The following is a 20,946-nucleotide window of genomic DNA, read 5'->3' on the forward strand; positions in this document are numbered from 1 at the left end:
GGGCGGCCCTCCCGGCGGGCGGTGACCGTCCAGCCGGGGGGCGTGCGCGGCGGGGGGCGGGTGGTACGCTCGGACGGTGAACGTGGCGGAACTCTCCAGTATTGCTTTACAGACGTTCCTGACCATGCTCGTGGTGATGGACCCGATCGGTCTGGCGCCGATCTTCATCGGGCTGGCCGGGAACCGCCCCAGCTTCGAGCGGCGGCGCATGGCGCTGCGTGCCAGCCTGATCGCGGGGATCATCATCCTGCTGTTCGGCCTGTTCGGCCGGGCGCTGCTGGAGCACCTGGGCATCAGCCTCAGTTCGTTCCGGATCGCGGGCGGCATCCTGCTGTTCCTGATCGCGCTGGACATGGTGTTCGCGCGCCCCAGCGGCAGCAAGGAAACCGCCGAGGAGGAACAGGAGGCGCAGGAACGGCAGGACATCAGCGTCTTCCCCTTGGCGATTCCGCTGATCGCGGGCCCGGGAACGCTAGCAAGCATCATGATCCTCGCGGGGGACGCGCACGGCTCGCCGCTGCTGCTGTCGGCGGTGTTCCTGGTGACGGGCGTGGTGCTGCTGCTGTGTTACCTCGCGCTGCGCCTGTCCGGGCAGATCGCCCGCGTGATCGGCCTGACCGGCGTGCACGTCGTCACGCGCGTGCTGGGCGTGCTGCTGGGCGCGCTGGCGGTGCAGTACGTCGCGGACGGCGTCCTGGAACTGCTGCGAGGCGGCCTGAAGACCGGCCTCGGCCTGCTGCGCGCCACCGGACTGGCCTGACGCTCGCGGGGGCGCTACGCCATTCGCCGCACCCGATCCCCAGGGAAAACTAAGCGTGTCAGCGCAACAATCCTCTGACCCCCACGTTTTAGAATCCGGGCATGACTTCCAGAAAGGACGTGCCGGACACCAACCGAACACCTCGGGTCGCCGCTGACCTGAACGCGCCGCGGGTGCTGGTGCTGAACGCGTCCTACGAGCCGCTGCACGTCACCAGCGCCAAGCGGGCCATCACGCTCGTGCAGTACGGCGTGGCGGAAATCCTGGAAGACAGCACCGACGTCGTCCGCTCGCCCAGCACGGTCATGCCAGTCCCCAGCGTGATCCGCCTGCGCCGCTACGTCCGCCGCCCCCGCGTGCACCCCGTGCCGTTCAACCGCCGCAACGTGCTGCGCCGCGACACCTTCACCTGCCAGTACTGCGGCTCGCCGGAGGAACTCACCATGGACCACGTCCTGCCCCGCTCGCGCGGCGGGCGGCACACCTGGGAGAACGTCGTCACCGCGTGCCGCGCCTGCAACCAGCGCAAGGGCAACCGCACCCCCGAGGAAGCCGCCATGCCCCTGCGCACCCGCCCCCGCGCCCCCACCTTCGGCGTGTACGCCCACGGACAGTTCGCCCACTGGCAACCCCAGTGGACCCGCTACCTGGGCGGCTGAAGCGGGGTACGAGGGTCGAGGGTCTGAGAGGCGCACTGCCTCAGACGTTCAGACTCTTCGACTCGCTAGGGTGTGTCGGCCGAGGTGGTGTCAGGAACTCCCGCCGTGCGCTGTGGCAACGTGGAAAAGGTCCACCGGGTGACGTCGAAATCTGACCAAGCATGGTCATTACCGGAGAAGAAGGTGATCTGAAGTCCGCTTTCGAGAGTGAGTGTGAGGCAGGGAACCGCGTTTCTCACCCCGTATGACCACCCGTGAAGGACCTCGCCCCAGAGATCCAGTTCGCGGGCAAGATCACGCAGCGGCCAGAACATCCCGTCCTCAGGAACTGCGAACGCTTCAGGTCCCCTCTCCCAGCGTTGGATGTACAGCATGGGGCCATCGGCAAACATCCGCCACCACTGTCCCTCCACTCGCGCGAAGACCTGATGTGGCGAGTAGACCTGATCGTGCGTCCTGTACTCCTGTCCTACGAGCTGTTCTAAGACCTTCCCGGCAAAATCAGGCCGTTCGCCTTGGAAAACCAGATCGTGGTCATGGGTGCGCACACTTCAGTTTGACCCGTGAACCTGGCTGATACGCCATAAACTGCGGCATGAACCGGGATCAGGCCTTTGAGTTGATGGTGGCGCATACGCCGAGCGTGTCGTTGCAGCGGCACATGCTGAACGTGGAGGCCGCGATGCGCGCCTACGCCCGCCACTGGGGTGAGGACGAGGAGCTGTACGCGGTGGCGGGGCTGCTGCATGACTTCGATTACGAGCTGCACCCGGACGAGCACCCGACCTGGGGCGTGACGTTCCTGCGAGACACCACGGATACGCCGCCTGCCGTGCTGGACGCGATCATGGGGCACGCGGCGTACACCGGGACGCCCCGCGAGTCGCGGCTGTCGCGGACGCTGTTCGCGGTGGATGAACTGACCGGGCTGGTGCAGGCCGCCGCGCTCGTCCGCCCGGACCGGGATGTGCGGCTGGTGGAACTGAGCAGCCTGAAGAAGCGCTTCAAGAACCGCGCTTTTGCGGCGGGCGTGAACCGGGAGGAGGTCGAGCAGGGCGCGCGGGAACTGGGCGTGGACCTGGACGAGCACATGACGCGGGTGCTGCGCGCCATGCAGGACATGCAGCCGGAACCTCAGCCCGGCTGAGCCTCTCCCCTGCCCCGGCCCGCCTGGATGTTGCCTCCAGGCGGGCGTTTTACGTGTCGATCATGCCTGACGCCCGGCTGATGCGCGGCGATCATGGCCCGCTCACGGGGGGGCGCGTACGGTGGGGACACCAGACGGGAAGGCGTCCCAGACGCCAGAACCCCCACCCGCAGGAGGTGAGACCGACTGGCCATCCACCCGCGCCTGTTCACCCTCGATTGCCCGCCCCCGGTCACCCGCCCCGCTCACGACCCACAGGAGATCCGATCATGACCACCCGCACCCTGACCGCCGCCGCCTCCGGCTCCCTCGCCCCCCGTTCCCTGAGTGCGCTGGCCCTGGCGACCCTGAGCCTGGGCGCGCTGATCGCCCCGCAGCGGGCGCTGGCCGCCCCGGCGGACATGACGGGCACCTGGGTGAACAGCAACGTCACGACCAGCGGCATCACCCGCGTGAACGTGACCCGCGCGGCCGGCGGGCAGATGACCGTGAAGGTCTTCGGGCGCTGCCACCCGAACGACTGCGACTGGGGCAGCGCGCCCCTGATCACGTACGGCACGACCGTCAGTGACAGCAATCACTTCACGGCGACCGCCGTGTACGCCAAGGGCTTCGCGACGACCACGCTGGTCCTGAACTTCGGCAGGGGCCGCCTGGACGTGCAGTCGCTGACGCAGTTCACGGACGGCAGCGGGCGGCAGAACTACGCCAGCCGCGACGCCTTCACCCGCTACCGGTAACCACGAAGGGAGGGGCGACGGGCTGACACGCCGGAAACCTTTCCCGGGCACAGTGCGTATCGGGTGGCAGGTGGGTGATCCCCCACCGCGAGCCAGACCCCAACCCCGCTTTCTCTTCGGTCCTTTCAGCGCCGCGCCTCCTGTTCCCGGAGGGGCGGCGCGCGACTGCCCACGCGGGTGTCCGCGCCAGCCGACTGCCTGACCCGCAGCGGGCGGTACCCTGGGCGGCATGACCTCGCCGATCACGCGCATGCAGCAGGCCCTCGCCGCGACCAGCTTGGACGGCTGGCTGGTGTACGACTTCCAGGGCCTCAACCCGCACGCCCGCACCGTGCTGAACCTCCCGAAAGAGGCGTTCCTGACGCGGCGGTTCTTCGTGTGGGTGCCGCGCAGCGGGCAGGCGGTCGTGCTGCACAACCACATCGAGGGCGGCACCTGGGGTGAGATCACGCGCGGCTGGAACGCCGAGCGGCAGGCGTTCGGGTCGCACGCGGAACTGGACGCCGCGCTGCGCGCCGTGATCGCCGGGCGGACCATCGCCATGGAGTACAGCCCCAGTGGCGCCGTGCCGTACGTGAGCCGCGTGGACGCCGGAACCGTCGAGCGGGTGCGGGCCGCCGGGGCCGCCGAGATCCACACGAGTGCCGATCTGCTGCAGTCGTTCCTGGCGTGGAGTGCCGACGATCTGGCCGCGCACGAGCGGGCCGTGGCGGTGCTGATGCAGGCGAAGGACGACGCGTTCCGCCTGATTCACGACCGCCTGCGGGCCGGGCAGCCCGTGACGGAACTGGACGCACAGGCGGTGATCATGCGGCAGATTGACGCGGCGGGCATGCAGGCCGGCCACCCGGTGAACGTGAGTTTCGGCGTGAACGCCGCCGACAGCCACTACGAACCCAGCCCCGAACGCCACGCCACGCTGAGGGGCGGCGAGTGCGTCCTGATCGACCTGTGGGCGCAGGAACCGGGCCGCCCCTTCGCGGACGTCACCTGGGTGGGGTTCGCCGGGCAACCCACGCCCGCGTACCAGAGCGCCTGGGCGGCCGTGGTCGCCGCGCGCGACGCCGCGCTGCGCACCATCCAGGACGGGTACGCCCGCGCGGGCTGGGGCGAGGTGCAGGGCTGGATGGCCGACCGTGCCGCGCGCGACGCCATGGGCCCCGAATGGGAGCCGTTCTTCCTGCACCGCACCGGGCACGACCTGGGCGTCAGCATCCACGGGGCGGGCGCGAACCTCGACGACTACGAGACGCGCGACACCCGCACCCTCACGCCCGGACTGGCCGTGACCATCGAACCCGGCACGTACCCCGCCGCGCAGGGCTTCGGCATCCGCAGCGAGATTGACGTGTACCTCGACCCGCAGACCGGGCCGCGCGTCACGCCGCACACGCAGGCCGCGCCGTTCATCCTCGGCGAAGGGGACTGGGCGCAGGTCCGCGCCCGCGCGTACGGACAGGACTGAATCACATCTGCCGCATGAGTCGGCCTTAAAGCTTCGCTCAGGGTTGCGCGTGCCCCCCACACCTGAACCGCTACCCTGGGGGCATGGCGAACCTCGGCTCCTCCACGATCATGCTCACGGGTGCAGGCGGCGCGCTGGCCACCGCCATCGCACAGGAACTCGACGACGCCGGCGCGCAGATGGTCCTCGTCGGCCGCGGCGACAGCCTCGCGCGCGCCGCGGACCGCTTCCCCGCCACCGAGGTCCTTGACCTGGACCTGCGCGACCCCTCCAGCATCGAGGCGCTCCGCAAGGTCAAGGTCGACACCCTGATCCACACCGTCGGCGCCTGGGCCATGCAGGACGCCCACAAGGCCAGCGAGGACGACTACAACGCCATGTTCGACGCGAACATGCGCACCCTCTTCCACGCCGTGCAGGGCGTCCTGCCGAACATGCTCAAGCAGAAGGACGGCCTGATCATGGGCGTCAGCGCCGGGCAGGCCGCGCACCTCAGCGGCCCCAAGGCCGCGCTGTACACCGCCAGCAAATCTGCCGTCGCCTCCTACGTCCTGAGCCTGCACGACGAACTGAAAGCCAAAGGGGTGCGCGGCATGGTCCTGTACCCCATGGGTGCCATCGACACGCCCAGCAACCGCGACGCCGGGATGGCGTGGGACAGCATGATCGACCCGCGCGGCCTCGCCAAGAGCGTCGCCCACGCCCTGACCCGCCCCGACCGGGCGCACATCACCGAGATCAAGGTCTACCCCGATACCTGAGAGCCGGACGCCTGAGTCCGGACGGCCGTGACGCGCTGAGCCTTCCGTTCAGCGCGTCACGGCGTCATTCATCCGTCGGCGAGGGCGGCCATGAGGGCGGCGGCGTAGCGGACGCCGTTTTCGAAGTCGCGGCGGAGGATGTTCTCGTTGGGGGCGTGGACGCGGCCGCCGATGTTGCCGATGCCGAGGGCGATGACGGGCGCGCCGACGTGCTGCATGAAGGGGTGCATGGGGCCGCTGCCGCCGCTGCTGGGGTTGAGGATGGGGTCGTGTCCGTGGACGTCGCGGGCGACCTGCACGGCGGTTTTCACGAAGGGGTGGTTCAGGTCGCTGCGGGCGGGGTGCTGGTGGCTTTCGAGTTCGACGATCTCGATGTCGCTGAAGCCCTGCTGGTCGAGGTGGGCGCGCAGGAGTTCCACGATGCGGTCGGGGTGCTGGTCGGGGACGAGGCGGAAGTCGAGTTTCACCATGCCCGCAGCGGGCAGGACGGTCTTGCTGCCCTGGCCGTCGTACCCGCCGTGGAAGCCGTTGACGTTCACGACGGGTTTGAGGTTCAGGCGGGTGTGGTACTCGCTCCTCTCCCCCAGGGTGCGGGTCACGTCGTAGGTGTCCCGCAGCGCCTCGCCGGTGCCGGGCAGAGCGGCGATGGCGTCCAGGTCGGCCTGGCTGGGGGGGCGGACGTCGTCGTGGAAGCCGGGGATCAGGACGGTGCCGTCGGGGCCGCGCAGGGAGGCGACGGCGGCGGCGAGGCGCCACAGGGGATTGTCCACGACGGCGCCGTTGCTGCTGTGCAGGTCGCTCGCGGCGACGCGGCAGCGGAGTTCCACGCAGATGATGCCTTTCAGGCCCGCGTACAGCACGGGGCGGCCCTCGGGGGTGATGCTGCCGAATTCCCACCAGACGCCGTCGGCTTTCAGTTCGGCGGCGTGCGCCTCAATGAACGCTTCGAGGCTGGGGCTGCCGACCTCCTCCTCACCCTCGATGAGCCATTTGACCTTCAGGGGCAGGCCGCCGCGCTGCTCTTTCAGGGCGCGCAGTCCGGCGAGGCGGGAGACGAGTTCGCCCTTGTCGTCGCTCGCGCCGCGCCCGTACAGGCGGCTGTCCCGTTCGGTCAGCGTGAAGGGTGGGGTGTCCCAGAGTTCGGCGGGGTCCTCGGGCTGCACGTCGTAGTGGTTGTAGATCAGCAGCGTGAAGGGCCCCTCGCCCGCTTCTGCCAGGAGGATCGGGGCGACCTGTCCGGGGTACTGGCGGACGGTGAAGCCCTCGGCTTCGAGCAGGGTCTGCACGGCCTGGGCGGCGTCCGGGAGATGGCGGCCCTGGGCGGAGACGCTGGGAATGGCGACGAGGTCGGCGAGGTCACGCAGGCCGCGCTCGATGTGGGCCGTGAGGTCGGGTTGGGTCATCCCTGGCAGCGTACGGGATGCGGGGTGGTGACGTGAGGAGGGTCGGGGATGGTGGTGTGCGGGTCAGCTATTGACAACGTTTTCAAGAAGGGGTTAAGTATCGGGTACAGCCCCACACCTGTTTCTGAGCTTCCTCCGCAGCCGTGCGGGGGGCGCGGCCCAGGCCGTATCCTGAGCGCAAGGAGCCTCACGTCATGACCCGCAACGTCACCATCCGAGATATCGCCCGCGAGGCCGGGGTGTCGATCAGCACCGTCTCCCGCGCCCTGAACGGGCAGGTGCCGGTCGCGCCGGACAAGCGTCAGCGCGTGCTGGACGCCACCCGCCGCCTGGGGTACGAACCGAACGCCGCCGCGCAGGGGCTGGTGCGGGGCCGCTCCATGACCGTCGGGATCCTGACGCAGGACATCGCCAGTCCGTTCTACAGCGAGGTCTCACGCGGGATCGACGTGGAACTGGCGGGCAGCGGCTACCAGCCGATCTTCGTGAACGGCCACTGGGAGATTCAGGACGAGGCGGCGGCCATCACGGCCCTGACGCGGCGGCAGGTGGACGCCCTGATCGTGCTGGGCGGCCGCCTGGAGGCCAGTCAGCTGCGGGACCTGCACGCCCGCATGCCGCTGGTCGTGGTGGGTCGGCAGGTGCCGGGCCTCGACGGCGCGTGCCTGAGCGTGGACAACGTGCAGGGCGCGTTCCTGGCGACCACGCATCTGATCCAGCTGGGGCACCGGCGGATCGCGCACGTGGCGGGCATTCCGTCTCAGCGGGACGCGGTGGACCGCCTGGAAGGCTACCGGCTGGCGCTGGCGGCGGCGGGGCTGCCGTTCGATCCGGCCCTGGTGTTCGAGGGAGACTTCCACGAGGGGAGCGGCATCCTGGCGGTCGAGCACTGGCTGGGGCGCGCCGCACCCTTCACGGCGGTGTTCGCGGCGAACGATCAGATGGCGTACGGGGTGGGGCTGGGCCTGTACCGGCGGGGCCTGCGCGTCCCGGAGGACGTGTCACTGGTGGGCTTCGACGACCTGCCGGGGTCGCAGTTCACGCTGCCGCCCCTGACGTCCGTGCATCACCCGGCGCGGGAGATGGGGGAGCTGGCGGCCCGGCACCTGCTGGCACGCCTGAATGATCCGGACGCCGCGGTGGAGCTGCCACACCTGCCGATCACGCTGAGTGTGCGGGAGTCCGTGCGCTTCGCCCGTTCTCCCTGATCCCGGATCACGGTCCCGGATCACGTCCCCTGGAGCCCTGACTGCCCATGCCCTGAGCTTCGTACCCGACTGGTTCCTCACATCCTGCAAACGTTTTCTACTGACGGCCTGCCCTGCGCTGCCGTCCGGAGGTCTGTCATGTCGCACGTCCGTTCTCCCCTTCCCGCCCTGCTGTGCCTGACCGCCTTCCTGAGCGCCTGCGGCCGCGCCCCCGACTCCACGCCCGCCGCGGCCCCGCCCACGCTGGGCGCCCTGGACTACGGCACGAGCGCCCCTCCGGGCAGCAAGGGCGGCCCCACCAACACCAGTGGCGCGCTGCTGAGCCCCGCCTGGACGGCGAACGCCGCCGCGAAGGGCAAACCGCCCACCAACGAGTTCTGGTCGTCGATCATCTTCAAACGCAACGCCGGGAACGCGTACAGCGAGAACATGTTCGCCCATCCCCTCACGCTGCACGCCACTGCGGGCGGGCTGGAGGTCGGGTATCCCACGGCCATGCAGATCGTGGGCGCGCCGGGCCTGGAGAAGTACCAGTATCCGTTCGCGCCGGACTTCACGCTGGGCGTCTCTGGCCTGAACTCGCCCGACACGAAGACCGACGACTGGGGCGACTGGACGATCACCGCCGCCTGGAGCGACGGCACCCGCAGCCTGAAAGCCACCTTCGGGCACGGCCTGCCGTTCGTGTACGCCACGAAGACCGGCGGGAACGCGCAGGTGACGTTCATCGCCGCGCCGACCGTCTGGTCGAACCAGGGCAACGTGCTGGGCGTCACCGTGAACGGCCACCACTACGGCGTGTTCGCCCCCACCGGCGCGACCTGGACGGTGAGCGGCACGACCGCCACGAGCACGCTGGCCGGGAAGGACTACTACTCAGTGGCGGCGCTGCCGGACAACTCGGTCGCCACGCTGAACGACTTCAGGACGTACGCCTACACCTTCGTGACGGGCAGTCAGGTCAGCTGGGCGTACAACGCCGCCAACGCCACCCTGACGAGCACGTACGCCCTGACCACCGCCGCGAAGGAGGGCGCGGCCAGCGGGTCGGTCATGGCGCTGTACCCGCACCAGTGGATGAATTCCGGCAGCGTGAACACCGCCTACACGTACGTGTCGCCGCGCGGGCAGATGAAGGTCGCCAGGGGGGTCAGCAGCTTCACGACCACCCAGAAGTTCCAGGGCGTCCTGCCTTACTTCCCGGACAACGGCGCGGCGAACACCCTGAACAAGACGCAACTGGCGGCGTACGTGAACGAGGCGAACACCAGCGCCACCCTGAACCCCACCGGGGACTCGTACTGGGTGGGCAAGGGCCTGGGCAAACTGGCCGAACTGGTGCCGCTGGCCGCTCAGGTTGGGAACTCGGCGGCGCAGACGGCGTTCCTGGACGCCATCCAGCGCACCCTGCAGGACTGGCTGGACGGACAGGGCAGCAACTACTTCGCGTACAACTCGGCGTGGGGCACCCTCATCGGCTACCCGCAGGGGTACGGCAGCGAGGAGGAACTGAACGACCACCACTTCCACTGGGGGTACTTCATCAAGGCCGCCGCGACCCTCGCGCAGTACCGCCCGACCTGGGTGAGCGGCGCCACCCCGCAGGGCCGCACCTGGGGCGCGAGCATCAACGACCTGATCATGGACGCCGCGAACCCGACGACCAACACGGGTCAGTTTCCGCGCATCCGGAATTTCGACCCGTACGCCGGGCACTCCTGGGCGGCCGGGCACGCGGGCTTCGCCGCCGGGAACAACCAGGAGTCCAGCAGCGAGGACATGAACTTCGCCGCCGCGCTGGTCAACTGGGGCGCACTGACGGGGAACAGCGCCGTGCGTGACCTGGGCATCTACCTGTACACGACCGAGACGACCGCCATCGAGCAGTACTGGTTCAACCAGAGCGCCCAGGTGTTCCCGGCTGGTTTCGGCAAGCCCGCCGTGGGCATGGTGTGGGGGGACGGCGGCGCGTACTCCACGTGGTTCAGCGGGGAGAAGGAGGCCATCCAGGGCATCAACCTGCTGCCCATCACGGCGGCCAGCGCGTACCTGGGGCGTAACCCGGCGTACCTGAAGACGAACTACGACTTCCTGGGCCGCGAACCGAACAGCTGGAAGGACATCTTCTGGAGCACCTACGCGTTCTATGACGCGGCGGGTGCCCTGGCGAAGTTCGGCAGTGGCGCGTACACCCCGGAGGACGGCGAGACGAAGGCGCACACGTACCAGTACCTGCACAGCCTGAACGCCATGGGGCAGGTGGACACGGGCGTCACGGCGGACATTCCGAACTACGCGGTGTTCAGGAAGGGCTCGGCCCGCACGTATGTAGCGTTCAACCCCACGGCGAGCGCGATCACGGTGACGTTCTCGGACGGGAAGACCCTCAACGTTCCGGCGCGGCAGGTGGTGTCCTCGCAGGGAGGAGGCACCACCCCGCCGCCCACGTGCTCTGCGGACACGACCGCGCCCGGCGTGCCCGGCGCCCTGAGCGGCAGTGGCGTCACGAGCAGCAGCGTGACGCTGTCCTGGGGCGCGGCGAGCGACAACTGCGGCGTGAGCAGCTACGAGGTGTTCCAGAACGGCGCGCTGAAGGCCACCGTGACCGGCACGAGCGCGGCCGTCAGCGGCCTGAGTGCCAGCACCGCGTACACCTTCAGGGTGCGCGCCAGGGACGCCGCCGGGAACGCGGGTGCGTTCACGGGCGACCTGAGCGTCACCACCCAGGCGGCCAGCACCGCCGCGACCCTGCCGGGCACCGTGACGAGCAGTGGCGGCGCGATCGCCAACGGCACCAGCCGGGCGTTCCCGGTGAACGTCACGTCCGCCGGGACGTACCGCCTGTCGGTCGCGAGCACCAGCAGCCTGAACAGCCGCCTGATCAACGTGGCCTTCAATGGGACGAACTACGATCTGGCGGTGGACGCGGGCAAGACGGTGATCGCGGACTTCCCGAACGTCACGACCGGCGCGAAGAGCATCACGGTTACCGCCAAGAGCGACGGCGTGACCCTGGGCGCGATCAGCGGCGCGAACCTCAGCGCGCCCACCGATCCCTGCGCGGCGGACACGACCACACCCGGCACGCCCGGCACCCTGACCAGCCCCTCCAAGACGAGTTCCAGCGTGACCCTCACCTGGGGCGCCGCGACCGACAACTGCGGCGTCGGCAGCTACGAGGTCTACCAGAACGGCACGCTGAAGGCCACCGTGACCGGCACGAGCGCCGCGGTCAGCGGCCTGAGCGCGAACACCGCCTACACCTTCAAGGTGCGCGCGAAGGACACCGCCGGGAACGTCGGCGCGTTCACGGGCGACCTGAGCGTCACCACGTCGAGCGGCGCGACGGCCGTGCCCGGCGTGGTGACCACGGGCGTCGGCGTGATCGCCAGCGGGGCCAGCCGCTCGTACGACCTGAGCCTGAGCGCGACCCGCAACGTGCGCCTGCTCATCACGAACGCCAGCAGCGCCAGCAGCAGCGCGTTCACCGTGACCTTCAACGGCACGAGCGTCCCGCTGTCCATCGGCGCCGGGCAGACGATCCCCGTGGACTTCGCCGGGGTGGGCGCCGGGACGAAGACCGTGACCCTCACCGCGAACAGCGCCGGGGTGAACCTGGGCAAACTGGAAGCCACCACGTACTGACAGCAGAGTTCATAGGTATTGAGGGTGTCCCTCGATACCTCTGAATCGAGCGAAGCGAGCACCTGAGGAAAACAGCGGTTGGACGTGGAACCCAGGGGCGTGCTGTTGGCCCTTCAATGAAACTGAAAACCGCTGTGAATGACATACGGACCGCCCCGCCCCTCCTGATTCCGTGAGGGCGGGGCGGCCAGTATGGGTCAATACGGGCTCAGTGCTGGCCCTGGATGCGGCGGATCAGCGGGGGCAGGACGCGGCGGGGGAGCAGGCGGGGCAGCAGCGTCTGGAGTCGGTTGACGGTGCCGATGACGTGCACGGCCTCGCCGCGCAGCATGGCGGTGACGGCCTGCGCGGCGACCTCGCGGGCGGGGAGGATCGCGGCGCGGGTCAACTGGTCGCGCAGCAGGCGGCTGCCGCCCATGTTCGCGGCGGCCTGGAAGCCGGTCTCGACCGGGCCGGGGCAGGCGGCGGTGACGCTGACGCCGGTGCCGCGCAGTTCCTCGTTCAGGGCCTCGCTGAAGCTCAGGACGTAGGCCTTGGTGGCGTAGTAGACGGCCATGAGGGGTCCCGGGAGGAACGCGGCGGTGCTGGCGATGTTCAGCACGCGGCCCCGGCCCCGGGCGCGCATGCCGCCCAGGTAAGCGTGGGTGAGTTCGGTCAGGGCGGTGATGTTCACCTGGATCATGTCGAGTTGCTTCTGGACGTCCAGTTCGCTGAATTCGCCGTAGTCGGCGAAGCCCGCGTTGTTCACGAGGATGTCCACGTTCAGGTTCAGGGCCTGGGTGCGGGTCAGGAGGTCGTGGGCGGCGTGGGGCCGGGTGAGGTCCTGCGGGAGGACGTGGACCTGCACGCCGTGCCGGGCGCGGAGGGTGTCGGCCAGGGCGTGCAGGGGGCCTTCGCTGCGGGCGACGAGGATCAGGTGGCTGCCGCGCGCGGCGAGTTCGTGGGCGATCTGTTCGCCGATGCCGCTGCTGGCGCCGGTGATCAGCGCGGTGCTGGGGGCAGGCCGGTTTGTGGGGGCGGGCTGGGTCATGGGGGCTCCTCTGGCGGAACGCCTAAGCGACCGCCGGTAAATAGAGATTAGTTACCGGCGGTTAGTTTATCAACACACCCGATCACATCAGCCAGAACACCATCGATCACGCCATCGGATATAATTAACCCATGGTCACCCCGACGCGCGCCCGCAGCGACACCGCCAAACAGGAACGCCGCGCGCAGATCCTCACCGCCGCCCGCACCCTGTGGCACACCCACCGCTACCCCGACCTCACCCTGAACGCCATCGCCGAACAGGTCCACCTCACCAAGGCCGCCCTCTTCGCGTACTTCCCCAGCAAGGAAGACCTCTTCCTCAGCCTGTACGAGGAGCTGCTCGACGAGTTCTTCCACGACCTGAACCGCCACCTCGACCTGGGCGGCACCCACACCCCCGCCACCCTCGCCCGCACCCTGGGCAGCCTCACCCTGGCGCACCCGGACCTCGCGCGGCTGATCCCACTCCTGGCGGGCATCCTGGAACACAACGTCAGCGCCGAACGCGCCCACGCCCACAAGACCCGCGTCGCGGCGCACCTGAACGCCACCGCGCCCCGGCTCCAGCGCGCGCTGCCTGGCCTGCGCGGCGACGCCCCCGTCCGCCTGCTGACGTACACCCAGGCGCTCATCGCGGGCCTGCAACCCATGAGCGACCCCTCGCCCGCCGTGCGCGAGGCCCTGCGCGACTCCCCGCTGGGCGCGCTGCACCTCAGCCTGGACACCGCGCTGCCCGACGCCCTGACCGCCCTGATCACCGGCCTGAGTGCCGAACAGGAGGCGTGAAAAAGGGAGAGGCTCCACGCCTCCCCCTGACCCTTCAGTTCACTTCCTGAAGTCGTGCGGGTGGCCTTTATGCCAGTTCCAGGCGGTCTGCACGATGTCCTTCAGGTCCGTGAACTGCGGGGTGAAGCCGAGTTCCTCGCGGATGCGGGTGGCGTCCGCCACGAGGCGGGGCGGGTCCCCGGCGCGGCGGGGGGCCAGTTCGCGGTTCAGGGGCGTGCCGACGACCTCGTCCACGGTGTCGAGGACTTCCTTGACGCTGAAGCCGTGCCCGAGGCCCACGTTGAAAGTGCCGTCCTGGCGTTTGCCGCCCAGCAGGGCCTCCACGGCGAGGACGTGCGCGTCGGCGAGGTCCTGCACGTGCACGTAGTCGCGGATGCAGGTGCCGTCCGGGGTGGGGTAGTCGTCCCCGAAGATCAGCATCTTCTCGCGCTGGCCCAGGGCGGTCAGGGCGGCCATCTCGATCAGGTGGCTCTTGCTGGCGTGCGCCTCGCCGATATCACCCTCGGGCGCGGCGCCGCACACGTTGAAGTACCGCAGGATCGTGTACGGCAGGCCGTGCGCGGTGTGGAAGGCGTGGATCATGTTCTCGGTCATGAGTTTCGTCTCGCCGTACACGCTCTCGGGCTGCATGGCGGCCGTCTCGGGGATGGGGACGAGGTCGGTGGTGCCATACACGGCGGCCGTGGAGGAGAACACCAGCGGGATCTTGCGGGTCTCCACGATGCCCTGCAGCAGGTTCAGGCTGCCCACCACGTTGTTGCGGTAGTAGCGGGCCGGGGCGCGCATGCTCTCGCCCACCTCGATCAGCGCGGCGAAGTGGATGACGGCGTCGGGCTGGTGGGCGTTCAGCGCGGCGCGCACGGCCTCCGCGTCCAGCAGGTCGCCGCGCACCAGGGGCACGTCGGCGGGGAGGGCCTCGGCGTGCCCGCTCGACAGGTTGTCGAACACGACGACCTCGTGCCCGGCGCGGCGCAGTTGCCGTACCGTGTGTGACCCGATGTACCCTGCTCCGCCCACGACCAGAATCTTCATGGGCGCCAGCGTAGCGCGCTTCAGCGGGTCGGGGCGGCGGGCGGTCTGGGTGGGGCTGTGCTGCCGCGCACGACCAGCCGGGTCGGGAGGGTGACCGGGGCAGGCTCCTGCCCGTCCAGCAGGGCGAGGATGGCCGCGCCGACCGCCGCGCCCTTGTCGGGGGTGGGCTGCCAGACGGTCGTGAGATTCAGCGCGCCGGAGCTGGGCAGGTCGTCGTAGCCGATCACGCTCAGGTCGCCGGGAACGCTCAGGCCGAGGGTGGCGGCGGCCCGCAGGGCGCCCTGCGCGAGAACGTCGCTCATGCACACGACGCCCGTGACCTCCGGGTGGGCGCGCAGCAGGTCCAGGGTCAGGGCCTCGCCGTCGGCGGGGGTGTTCTGCCCGGCTTCCATCAGGTGCAGCGTGGCGTCCGGGTGCTCGGCCGTGGCGGCGCGGTAGCCCCGGATGCGCTGCGCGGTGGTGCGGTACGCGACCTGCGCTTCACGGGCGGGGCTGACCGGGCCGGGGTGGCGGTCCCCGGCGAGTTCCAGGCACAGCGCGCCCACCTGCCGGTGCCCGAGGTCCAGCAGGTGCGCGGCGGCGGCCTGCGCGCCCCCGGCGTCGTCAATGCCGACGTGGGCGCTGCCCCCCTGCGGGTCCTGATCGACGAGCACGGTGGGCAGGGCGCGGTCCAGCACGGCGCGCAGCAGCGGGCTGCCCTCGGCGGCGCAGTACACGATGAAGCCGTCCACGCTGGCGTTCCGGACGGCCAGGGTCGCGTCGGCCTGCGGGTCGTGCGGCGCGGCCAGCAGCAGGACGTTCAGGTCGCGGTCCTGCACGGCGCGGGTGACGCTGCCGAGGAACAGCGCGGCGGCCGGGTCGGCGAAGGCGTAGTCCAGCGGCGCGTCGTACACGACGCCGAGCACACCGGTGCGGCCCCGGCGCAGGCTGCGCGCCAGGGGGTCGGGGCCCTGGTAGCCCAGGTCACGGGCGGCGGCCAGGATGCGGTCGCGCAGGTCCTCGCTGAGCTGGTCGGGGCGGTTGTAGGCGTTGCTGACGGTGGCGACGCTGACGCCCAGCGTGCGTGCCACGTCCCGCAGGGTGGGTCGGCTGGCGGCGCGCGGCCCGGTGGGGACTGGCTTGGCGGGGGGCATGCCTGAATGGTAGCGTATGGACACCTGATCTGAAACGATTCAGATCCGACCCGCACCTCCCCCACCCCCCGAGGTCCCACCCATGACCACCGCCGCCCCCGCCACCACCCCCCAGCCCCGCGCGGAAGCCGCCCGCCGCGCCCTGAACACCGTCTTCATGGTGAACGGCGCCGTGTTCGCCACCTGGGCCGTGAACATCCCCGGCGTGCGCGACCAACTGGGCCTCACCCCCGCGCAGATCGGCGTGGCCCTGCTCGCCAGCGGCATCGGCGCCGTGATCAGCATGAGCCTCGTGGGCCGCTGGATCGCCCGCTGGGGCAGCGCGCCCGTCACCCGCGTCGCCACCGTGCTGTTCCTCCTCAGCCTGCTGCTGCCCGTCCTCGCGCCCAGCCTCCCCGCCCTGATCGCCGCGCTGGCCATCCTGGGCGCCACGAACGGCGTCATGGACGTCGCCATGAACGCCCAGGGCGTCACGGTCGAACGCACCCTGGGCCGCCCGATCATGAGCCGCCTGCACGCCTACTTCAGCCTCGGCAGCCTGCTCGGCGCCGGGGCCGGCAGCCTCCTGATCGGCCGCGTGTCCATCCCCCTGCACGCCGGGCTGATCGTCGCCGCGACCCTCCTGCTGGCCGCCGTCACGCTGCGCCTCCTGATCCCCGACCCCGCCGGGGACACCCCGCAGGACGATCCCCAGACCGCCTCCACCCCCGCCGGCCCGCTGCTGACCCTCCCGGTCCTACTGCTGGGCCTGCTGTGCTTCCTGGGCATGCTCGCCGAGGGCGCCAACTACGACTGGGCCGCGCTGTACTTCCGCGACGTCCTGAACGTCCCCGGCGGCGCCGCCGGACTCGGCTACGCCGCGTTCGTCGCCACCATGACCCTAGGCCGCTGGTTCGGCGACCTGGGCCGCGCCCGCCTCGGCGACGAACAGATCGTCCGCATCGGCTCCCTGGTCACCGCCGTCGGCCTCGCCGTGGCCCTGCTGTGGCGCGACCCGGTGCCCGCCACCCTCGGCTTCGCCCTCTCGGGCCTGGGCCTGAGCAACGTCGTCCCCGTCATGTACGGCACCGCCGGGCACGCCCTCGCCGGGCGCGGCATCGCCGCCGTCGCCGCCATCGGATACGGCGGGTTCCTCCTCGGACCGCCCGCCATCGGCTTCGTCGCCGACCACGTCGGCCTCGGCTGGGCGCTGGGCATCGCGCTGGGTAGCGCCGCGCTGATCACCCTGCTCGGCGGGCGGGCCTTCGCCCTGATCCGCCGGTAACGCGGACTTCAGGCCGGGCCGACGTAGCGGGCGCGGGGGCGGATGAACTGCCCCCCGGCGCGGGTTTCCAGGGCGTGGGCCAGCCAGCCGGTCGTGCGCGCCAGCGCGAACAGCGTGACGGCGTCCCCGGCGGGGCGGCCCAGCACGAGGGTCAGCGCGGCCAGCGCCAGGTCCACGTTGGGCGGCTCGGCGGTGTCCCCCGCGTGCGCGTGGATGACCGCGTGCGTGGCGCGCGTGACGGGATGCCCGTGGAACTGCGCCTCCAGGGCGTCCAGCAGCGCGCGGGCGCGCGGGTCGCCGTGCGGGTAGAGGGGGTGGCCGAAGCCGGGTGCGTGCCCGGCGCGGCGGGTGGCGTCGCGCATGGCCGCGCGGGTGTCGCCGTTCAGGGCCGCACTCAGGAGGTCGTGGGCGTGCAGGGCGCCCAGGCCGTGCCGGGGTCCCTGCAGGGCGCTCAGCGCCGCCAGGGTGCAGTGGGCGAGGCTGGCGCCGCCACTCGCCGTGACGCGGGCGGTGAAGGCGCTGACGTTCAGTTCGTGGTCGGCCAGGAGGATCAGCGCGCGGCGCAGCAGGTCCGCGCCGTCGGGGCGGCCCCAGGTGCGGGCCAGCCGGGCGTGCAGCGGCAGGTCCGGCGCGGGGGGCAGGCGGGCGTGCCGTTCGGCGGTGGCGTGCAGCAGCGTCAGGATGCGCGCGGCCTGACGGGGGCCGGTTTCCGGGCGGGTGTCGAGGGCGTCCGGGTCGTGCGCGCCCGCGTACGTCAGGGCGTAGCCCAGGGCTTCCAGGGGCGTGTCGGCGCGGGGGTGGTGGCTGAGGTTCAGCCGGGCGCGCAGCGGCAGCGTGGGCCGCGTGCCGGGGTCGCCGGTCCACAGCAGCGCGGCGACGTCCTCGACGGTGGCCGCATCGGCGAGGCTCAGCGCGTCCACGCCCCGGTAGGCCAGGGTGCCGTCCCCAATGCGGGTCAGGGCGCTGTCGAGGATGGGCGTCACGCCCCCGGTTCCCCCGGCGCGCAGCCCGTCGAGGCTGCCCTGCACGGCGGCCTGCACGCCCGCCTGCGGGTCGCGGCGGGTGGCCTGCCGCCCGGCGAGGGCCTGCACGTCGCCCGCGTCGTAGCGTCGCTGCCGGGTGCCGACGGGGCCGGGGACGCTGCGGATCAGGCCGCGGGAGACGTAGGCGTACAGCGTGGCGGGTTTCACACCCAGCTGCTCGCAGGCCTGCGACGTGGTGAGGGAGGTGTTCACTTCATCCAGCCTAACATTGATTCCAGAATCAAGATTGACGACATTGATGGCGCGGGACTAGCGTGCAGGCATGACCCAGGACGCCCCCGCTGTGCGTGACGTGCCGACGCCCGACCTCTTCCCCACCGCGTTCCCGGCAGACACCTTCCCACAGGTGATCTGGGAGGACGGCGAGCAGCCCGCCTCGCTGCCCGCGCAGGCCTGGACGACCGAGACCACCCACCGGGACGGGCAGCAGGGCGGCCTGCCCCTGACCACCGCGGATGGCCTGCGAATCTACGACCTGATGGGCCGCTTCACGGGGGGCAGCGGCGCGCTGCGGCAGGCGGAGTTCTTCGTCTACCGCCCCGCCGACCGCGCCATGCTGGAAGGCGCACTCGACCACTGGCGGGGCGGGCACCCGGTCGAGCCGACCACCTGGATCCGCGCCACCCGCAGAGACGCTGATCTGGTCGCCGGGCTGGGCGTGCGCGAGACCGGCATGCTGGCCAGTGCCAGCGATTACCACACCTTCCACAAGTTCACGCCGGGCGGCCGTGCCCAGGCGGCCCGCACGTACCTGGACGCCGTGCAGGCCGTGCTCGACGCGGGGCTGCGCCCGAGGCTGCACCTGGAGGACGCCACCCGCGCGCCCCGCGAGTTCATCCTCCCGTTCGTGGAGGCCGTGCAGACCCTAGCCGCGCCCTTCCCCGCCTCGCAGGCGCCGAAGTTCCGGGTGTGCGACACGATGGGGGTCGGCCTCCCGCTGGAGGGGGCGGCGTGGCCGCGCAGCGTGCCGCGCATGATCCGCGAACTGCGCGCCGCCGGGCTGAGTGCTCAGTCGCTGGAGTTCCACCCGCACAACGACACGCATCTGGTCGTGGCGAACAGCCTCGCGGCGGTCCTGGCCGGATGCGCCGCGATCAACGGGACGCTGCTCGGCAAGGGGGAACGCACCGGGAACGCCCCGCTGGAAGGCATGCTGCTGCACCTGAGCGGCCTGGGCCTGACCGGCGACGCGGACTTCACGGTGCTGAACGACCTGAACGACCTGTACGAGGAGCTGGGGCAGGGCGTGCCCGCCAAGTACCCGCTGTTCGGTCGGGACGCGCACCGCACCCGCGCGGGTATCCACGCGGACGGACTGAACAAGTTCTGGCCGATGTACGCGCCGTTCAACGTGCCCGCCCTGCTGGGCCGCCCGCTCGACCTGTCCCTGACGAAGGACAGCGGCGTGGCGGGCCTGATCTTCCTGATCCGCCAGCACACCGGCACCGAACTGGGCAAGGACCACGCGGGCCTGCGCGCCCTGAATGAGTTCCTGACCGCCGAGTTCGACGCGGGCCGCCAGACCGCCGTCGAGTGGGAGGAGATTGCTGAACGAGCCCTCAAGCTGAGCGCGGGGGGCCCGGTGGTACGCTCCGGGGTATGAACCCTGACCAGTACCGCGTCAAACCCGGCAAGAGCGTCCGATTAAAGGACTGGAACACCGACGACGACGGCGGCCTCAGCAAGGACGAGGGCAGGGAACTCACCGACGAGCTGCTGGAAGGCCTCGCCGAGTGGCAGGAGCGACTGTACGCCGAGAGCAAACAGTCGCTCCTGATCGTGCTGCAGGCCCGCGACGCCGGAGGGAAGGACGGCACGGTCAAGCACGTCCTTGGCGCGTTGAATCCGAACGGGGTGCGCATCTCGAACTTCAAGGTGCCCACCGACGAGGAACGCGCGCACGACTTCCTGTGGCGGGTGCACGCGCAGGCGCCCCGCGCCGGGCAGGTCGTGGTGTTCAACCGCAGCCACTACGAGGACGTCCTGGTGACGCGGGTGGACGGCATCATCGACAACAAGACCGCCAAGGCCCGCCTGAAACACATCGAGAATTTCGAGTCGCTGCTGACGGACAGTGGGACGCAGATCCTGAAGTTCTATCTGCATGTCAGCCCCGACGAGCAGCGTCAACGCCTACAGGACCGACTGACCGATCCGAGCAAGCACTGGAAGTTCAACCCCGGCGACCTGGAAGCCCGCGCCAAGTGGGACGCCTACACCGAGGCGTACGAGTCCGCCCTGGGCACCAGCACATCGGCCGCCCCGTGGTACGTGATCCCAGCGGACCGCAAGTGGTACCGCAATCTGCTGATCACGCGCATCCTGCTGAATACCCTGAAGAGCATGGATCCGCAGTACCCACACGTTTCCTTTGATCCGCTGGAAGTGGAGATCAAGTAACGTCCCCCCAAAGAAGGAGGGCCGCCGCCTGTGATCCAGGTGGCGGCCCTTTTTGGTGCCGGCAAGAAAAAGCCCCCCACTCCTTTCGAGGTGGGGGGTGAATGTGGAGCGGGAGACGAGATTCGAACTCGCGACATCTACCTTGGCAAGGTAGTGCTCTACCAGCTGAGCTACTCCCGCAGGTCGCGCCGCAAGCGGCGCGGTCTGTGCACGCAACCCGTGGGTTGCGGTGGTGATATAGAAAAAACCCCCGCGCTGACCGACTTTTCCGGGACCCTGCGGTCCGAGTATCATTGGCGCGGCTGCGTTTCACGACCCAGTTCGGCATGGAGTGGGGTGGTTCCGCAGTGCTATGGGCACGGGGGTGTCTTGATTTGTCATTCCTCACGGCGGTCAATCGACTGTCGGGAGTGAAGCAAGACGAGGTGAAACGAGCGGGGTCGTGCGTCTCGGCCGCAAGCGGCCGAG

18 protein-coding genes, 1 tRNA gene and 1 rRNA gene are annotated in these 20,946 nt (G+C 70.3%); 12 read left to right on the forward strand and 8 right to left on the reverse strand.

Annotation, left to right across the window (positions count from 1 at the left end):
* The first annotated feature begins 76 nt into the window (after positions 1 to 76).
* Positions 77 to 760: a MarC family protein gene (locus IEY69_RS19075; protein WP_189074727.1), complete on the forward strand. Its 684-nt coding sequence runs from the start codon at positions 77 to 79 to the stop codon at positions 758 to 760.
* Between the two features lie 101 nt (positions 761 to 861).
* The gene (locus tag IEY69_RS19080; protein WP_174367598.1) at positions 862 to 1,419 is read left to right on the forward strand and encodes an HNH endonuclease; all 558 of its coding nucleotides are present in this window, start codon (positions 862 to 864) and stop codon (positions 1,417 to 1,419) included.
* Between the two features lie 65 nt (positions 1,420 to 1,484).
* Here IEY69_RS19080 and IEY69_RS19085 read toward each other — a convergent pair whose 3' ends face one another.
* On the reverse strand, positions 1,485 to 1,967 hold the full coding sequence (locus tag IEY69_RS19085) for a hypothetical protein (RefSeq protein ID WP_189074728.1): 483 nt from the start codon (positions 1,965 to 1,967) through the stop codon (positions 1,485 to 1,487).
* 47 nt (positions 1,968 to 2,014) lie between these two features.
* On the opposite strand from IEY69_RS19085, the gene IEY69_RS19090 reads away from it, so the two are divergent.
* From IEY69_RS19090 to IEY69_RS19105, 4 genes are all read left to right on the forward strand, one after another.
* Positions 2,015 to 2,566: an HD domain-containing protein gene (locus IEY69_RS19090; RefSeq protein ID WP_189074729.1), complete on the forward strand. Its 552-nt coding sequence runs from the start codon at positions 2,015 to 2,017 to the stop codon at positions 2,564 to 2,566.
* A gap of 269 nt (positions 2,567 to 2,835) precedes the next feature.
* Positions 2,836 to 3,306, forward strand: a complete 471-nt coding sequence (locus IEY69_RS19095) for a hypothetical protein (protein WP_189074730.1) — start codon at positions 2,836 to 2,838, stop codon at positions 3,304 to 3,306.
* Between the two features lie 229 nt (positions 3,307 to 3,535).
* A complete protein-coding gene (locus tag IEY69_RS19100; protein WP_189074731.1) occupies positions 3,536 to 4,771 on the forward strand; it encodes a M24 family metallopeptidase in 1,236 nt (411 codons plus the stop codon).
* Between the two features lie 83 nt (positions 4,772 to 4,854).
* Positions 4,855 to 5,532 (forward strand): SDR family oxidoreductase, encoded by a 678-nt coding sequence (locus tag IEY69_RS19105; protein ID WP_189074732.1) that lies wholly within the window; start codon positions 4,855 to 4,857, stop codon positions 5,530 to 5,532.
* 68 nt (positions 5,533 to 5,600) lie between these two features.
* Here IEY69_RS19105 and IEY69_RS19110 read toward each other — a convergent pair whose 3' ends face one another.
* On the reverse strand, positions 5,601 to 6,935 hold the full coding sequence (locus IEY69_RS19110; protein WP_189074733.1) for a M20/M25/M40 family metallo-hydrolase: 1,335 nt from the start codon (positions 6,933 to 6,935) through the stop codon (positions 5,601 to 5,603).
* Positions 6,936 to 7,129: 194 nt separating this feature from the next.
* On the opposite strand from IEY69_RS19110, the gene IEY69_RS19115 reads away from it, so the two are divergent.
* Both IEY69_RS19115 and IEY69_RS19120 read left to right on the forward strand, forming a co-directional pair.
* Positions 7,130 to 8,143 carry a LacI family DNA-binding transcriptional regulator gene (locus IEY69_RS19115; RefSeq protein WP_189074734.1) on the forward strand — a complete coding sequence of 338 codons (1,014 nt, stop codon included), beginning with the start codon at positions 7,130 to 7,132 and terminating at the stop codon, positions 8,141 to 8,143.
* Between the two features lie 138 nt (positions 8,144 to 8,281).
* Entirely contained in the window at positions 8,282 to 11,788 is a 3,507-nt protein-coding gene (locus tag IEY69_RS19120; protein WP_189074735.1) for a glycosyl hydrolase, read from the forward strand.
* A 208-nt stretch (positions 11,789 to 11,996) separates the two neighbouring features.
* Here the strand turns inward: IEY69_RS19120 and IEY69_RS19125 are convergent, their stop codons facing one another.
* Complete coding sequence (locus IEY69_RS19125) at positions 11,997 to 12,818, reverse strand: SDR family NAD(P)-dependent oxidoreductase (RefSeq protein WP_189074736.1); 822 nt, start codon at positions 12,816 to 12,818, stop codon at positions 11,997 to 11,999.
* Between the two features lie 131 nt (positions 12,819 to 12,949).
* On the opposite strand from IEY69_RS19125, the gene IEY69_RS19130 reads away from it, so the two are divergent.
* Positions 12,950 to 13,606, forward strand: a complete 657-nt coding sequence (locus IEY69_RS19130; RefSeq protein WP_189074737.1) for a TetR/AcrR family transcriptional regulator — start codon at positions 12,950 to 12,952, stop codon at positions 13,604 to 13,606.
* A gap of 39 nt (positions 13,607 to 13,645) precedes the next feature.
* Here IEY69_RS19130 and galE read toward each other — a convergent pair whose 3' ends face one another.
* Both galE and IEY69_RS19140 read right to left on the reverse strand, forming a co-directional pair.
* Positions 13,646 to 14,638 carry a UDP-glucose 4-epimerase GalE gene (gene galE, locus IEY69_RS19135; protein ID WP_189074738.1) on the reverse strand — a complete coding sequence of 331 codons (993 nt, stop codon included), beginning with the start codon at positions 14,636 to 14,638 and terminating at the stop codon, positions 13,646 to 13,648.
* 20 nt (positions 14,639 to 14,658) lie between these two features.
* Positions 14,659 to 15,771, reverse strand: a complete 1,113-nt coding sequence (locus IEY69_RS19140) for a substrate-binding domain-containing protein (RefSeq protein WP_189074739.1) — start codon at positions 15,769 to 15,771, stop codon at positions 14,659 to 14,661.
* Positions 15,772 to 15,853: 82 nt separating this feature from the next.
* On the opposite strand from IEY69_RS19140, the gene IEY69_RS19145 reads away from it, so the two are divergent.
* The gene (locus IEY69_RS19145) at positions 15,854 to 17,035 is read left to right on the forward strand and encodes an MFS transporter (protein ID WP_189074740.1); all 1,182 of its coding nucleotides are present in this window, start codon (positions 15,854 to 15,856) and stop codon (positions 17,033 to 17,035) included.
* A gap of 8 nt (positions 17,036 to 17,043) precedes the next feature.
* Here IEY69_RS19145 and IEY69_RS19150 read toward each other — a convergent pair whose 3' ends face one another.
* Positions 17,044 to 18,270 (reverse strand): citrate synthase family protein, encoded by a 1,227-nt coding sequence (locus IEY69_RS19150; RefSeq protein WP_229784131.1) that lies wholly within the window; start codon positions 18,268 to 18,270, stop codon positions 17,044 to 17,046.
* Positions 18,271 to 18,340: 70 nt separating this feature from the next.
* Between IEY69_RS19150 and IEY69_RS19155 the strand changes: the two genes are divergently transcribed.
* Together IEY69_RS19155 and IEY69_RS19160 are read left to right on the forward strand one after the other, a co-directional pair.
* Positions 18,341 to 19,681 carry a hydroxymethylglutaryl-CoA lyase-like TIM-barrel protein gene (locus IEY69_RS19155; protein WP_189074741.1) on the forward strand — a complete coding sequence of 447 codons (1,341 nt, stop codon included), beginning with the start codon at positions 18,341 to 18,343 and terminating at the stop codon, positions 19,679 to 19,681.
* On the forward strand, positions 19,678 to 20,478 hold the full coding sequence (locus IEY69_RS19160) for a polyphosphate kinase 2 family protein (protein ID WP_189074742.1): 801 nt from the start codon (positions 19,678 to 19,680) through the stop codon (positions 20,476 to 20,478). Before IEY69_RS19155 ends, IEY69_RS19160 begins: the two co-directional genes overlap by 4 nt.
* A 104-nt stretch (positions 20,479 to 20,582) precedes the next feature.
* Here IEY69_RS19160 and IEY69_RS19165 read toward each other — a convergent pair.
* Together IEY69_RS19165 and rrf are read right to left on the reverse strand one after the other, a co-directional pair.
* Positions 20,583 to 20,658: transfer RNA gene (locus IEY69_RS19165), tRNA-Gly, on the reverse strand.
* 67 nt (positions 20,659 to 20,725) lie between these two features.
* A 5S ribosomal RNA gene (gene rrf / locus IEY69_RS19170) occupies positions 20,726 to 20,842 on the reverse strand.
* Positions 20,843 to 20,946 lie beyond the last annotated feature (104 nt).

Origin of the sequence: Deinococcus sedimenti (assembly GCF_014648135.1) — a bacterium.
GTDB lineage: Bacteria > Deinococcota > Deinococci > Deinococcales > Deinococcaceae > Deinococcus > Deinococcus sedimenti.

Bases quoted from the DNA above. Each gene is read 5' to 3' on its own strand.
- IEY69_RS19080 (WP_174367598.1), top strand. From the start codon at position 862: ATGACTTCCAGAAAGGACGTGCCGGACACCAACCGAACACCTCGGGTC.
- IEY69_RS19090 (WP_189074729.1), top strand. From the start codon at position 2,015: ATGAACCGGGATCAGGCCTTTGAGTTGATGGTGGCGCATACGCCGAGC.
- IEY69_RS19095 (WP_189074730.1), top strand. From the start codon at position 2,836: ATGACCACCCGCACCCTGACCGCCGCCGCCTCCGGCTCCCTCGCCCCC.
- IEY69_RS19100 (WP_189074731.1), top strand. From the start codon at position 3,536: ATGACCTCGCCGATCACGCGCATGCAGCAGGCCCTCGCCGCGACCAGC.
- IEY69_RS19105 (WP_189074732.1), top strand. From the start codon at position 4,855: ATGGCGAACCTCGGCTCCTCCACGATCATGCTCACGGGTGCAGGCGGC.
- IEY69_RS19110 (WP_189074733.1), bottom strand. From the start codon at position 6,935: ATGACCCAACCCGACCTCACGGCCCACATCGAGCGCGGCCTGCGTGAC.
- IEY69_RS19115 (WP_189074734.1), top strand. From the start codon at position 7,130: ATGACCCGCAACGTCACCATCCGAGATATCGCCCGCGAGGCCGGGGTG.
- IEY69_RS19120 (WP_189074735.1), top strand. From the start codon at position 8,282: ATGTCGCACGTCCGTTCTCCCCTTCCCGCCCTGCTGTGCCTGACCGCC.
- IEY69_RS19125 (WP_189074736.1), bottom strand. From the start codon at position 12,818: ATGACCCAGCCCGCCCCCACAAACCGGCCTGCCCCCAGCACCGCGCTG.
- IEY69_RS19130 (WP_189074737.1), top strand. From the start codon at position 12,950: ATGGTCACCCCGACGCGCGCCCGCAGCGACACCGCCAAACAGGAACGC.
- galE (WP_189074738.1), bottom strand. From the start codon at position 14,638: ATGAAGATTCTGGTCGTGGGCGGAGCAGGGTACATCGGGTCACACACG.
- IEY69_RS19140 (WP_189074739.1), bottom strand. From the start codon at position 15,771: ATGCCCCCCGCCAAGCCAGTCCCCACCGGGCCGCGCGCCGCCAGCCGA.
- IEY69_RS19145 (WP_189074740.1), top strand. From the start codon at position 15,854: ATGACCACCGCCGCCCCCGCCACCACCCCCCAGCCCCGCGCGGAAGCC.
- IEY69_RS19155 (WP_189074741.1), top strand. From the start codon at position 18,341: ATGACCCAGGACGCCCCCGCTGTGCGTGACGTGCCGACGCCCGACCTC.
- IEY69_RS19160 (WP_189074742.1), top strand. From the start codon at position 19,678: ATGAACCCTGACCAGTACCGCGTCAAACCCGGCAAGAGCGTCCGATTA.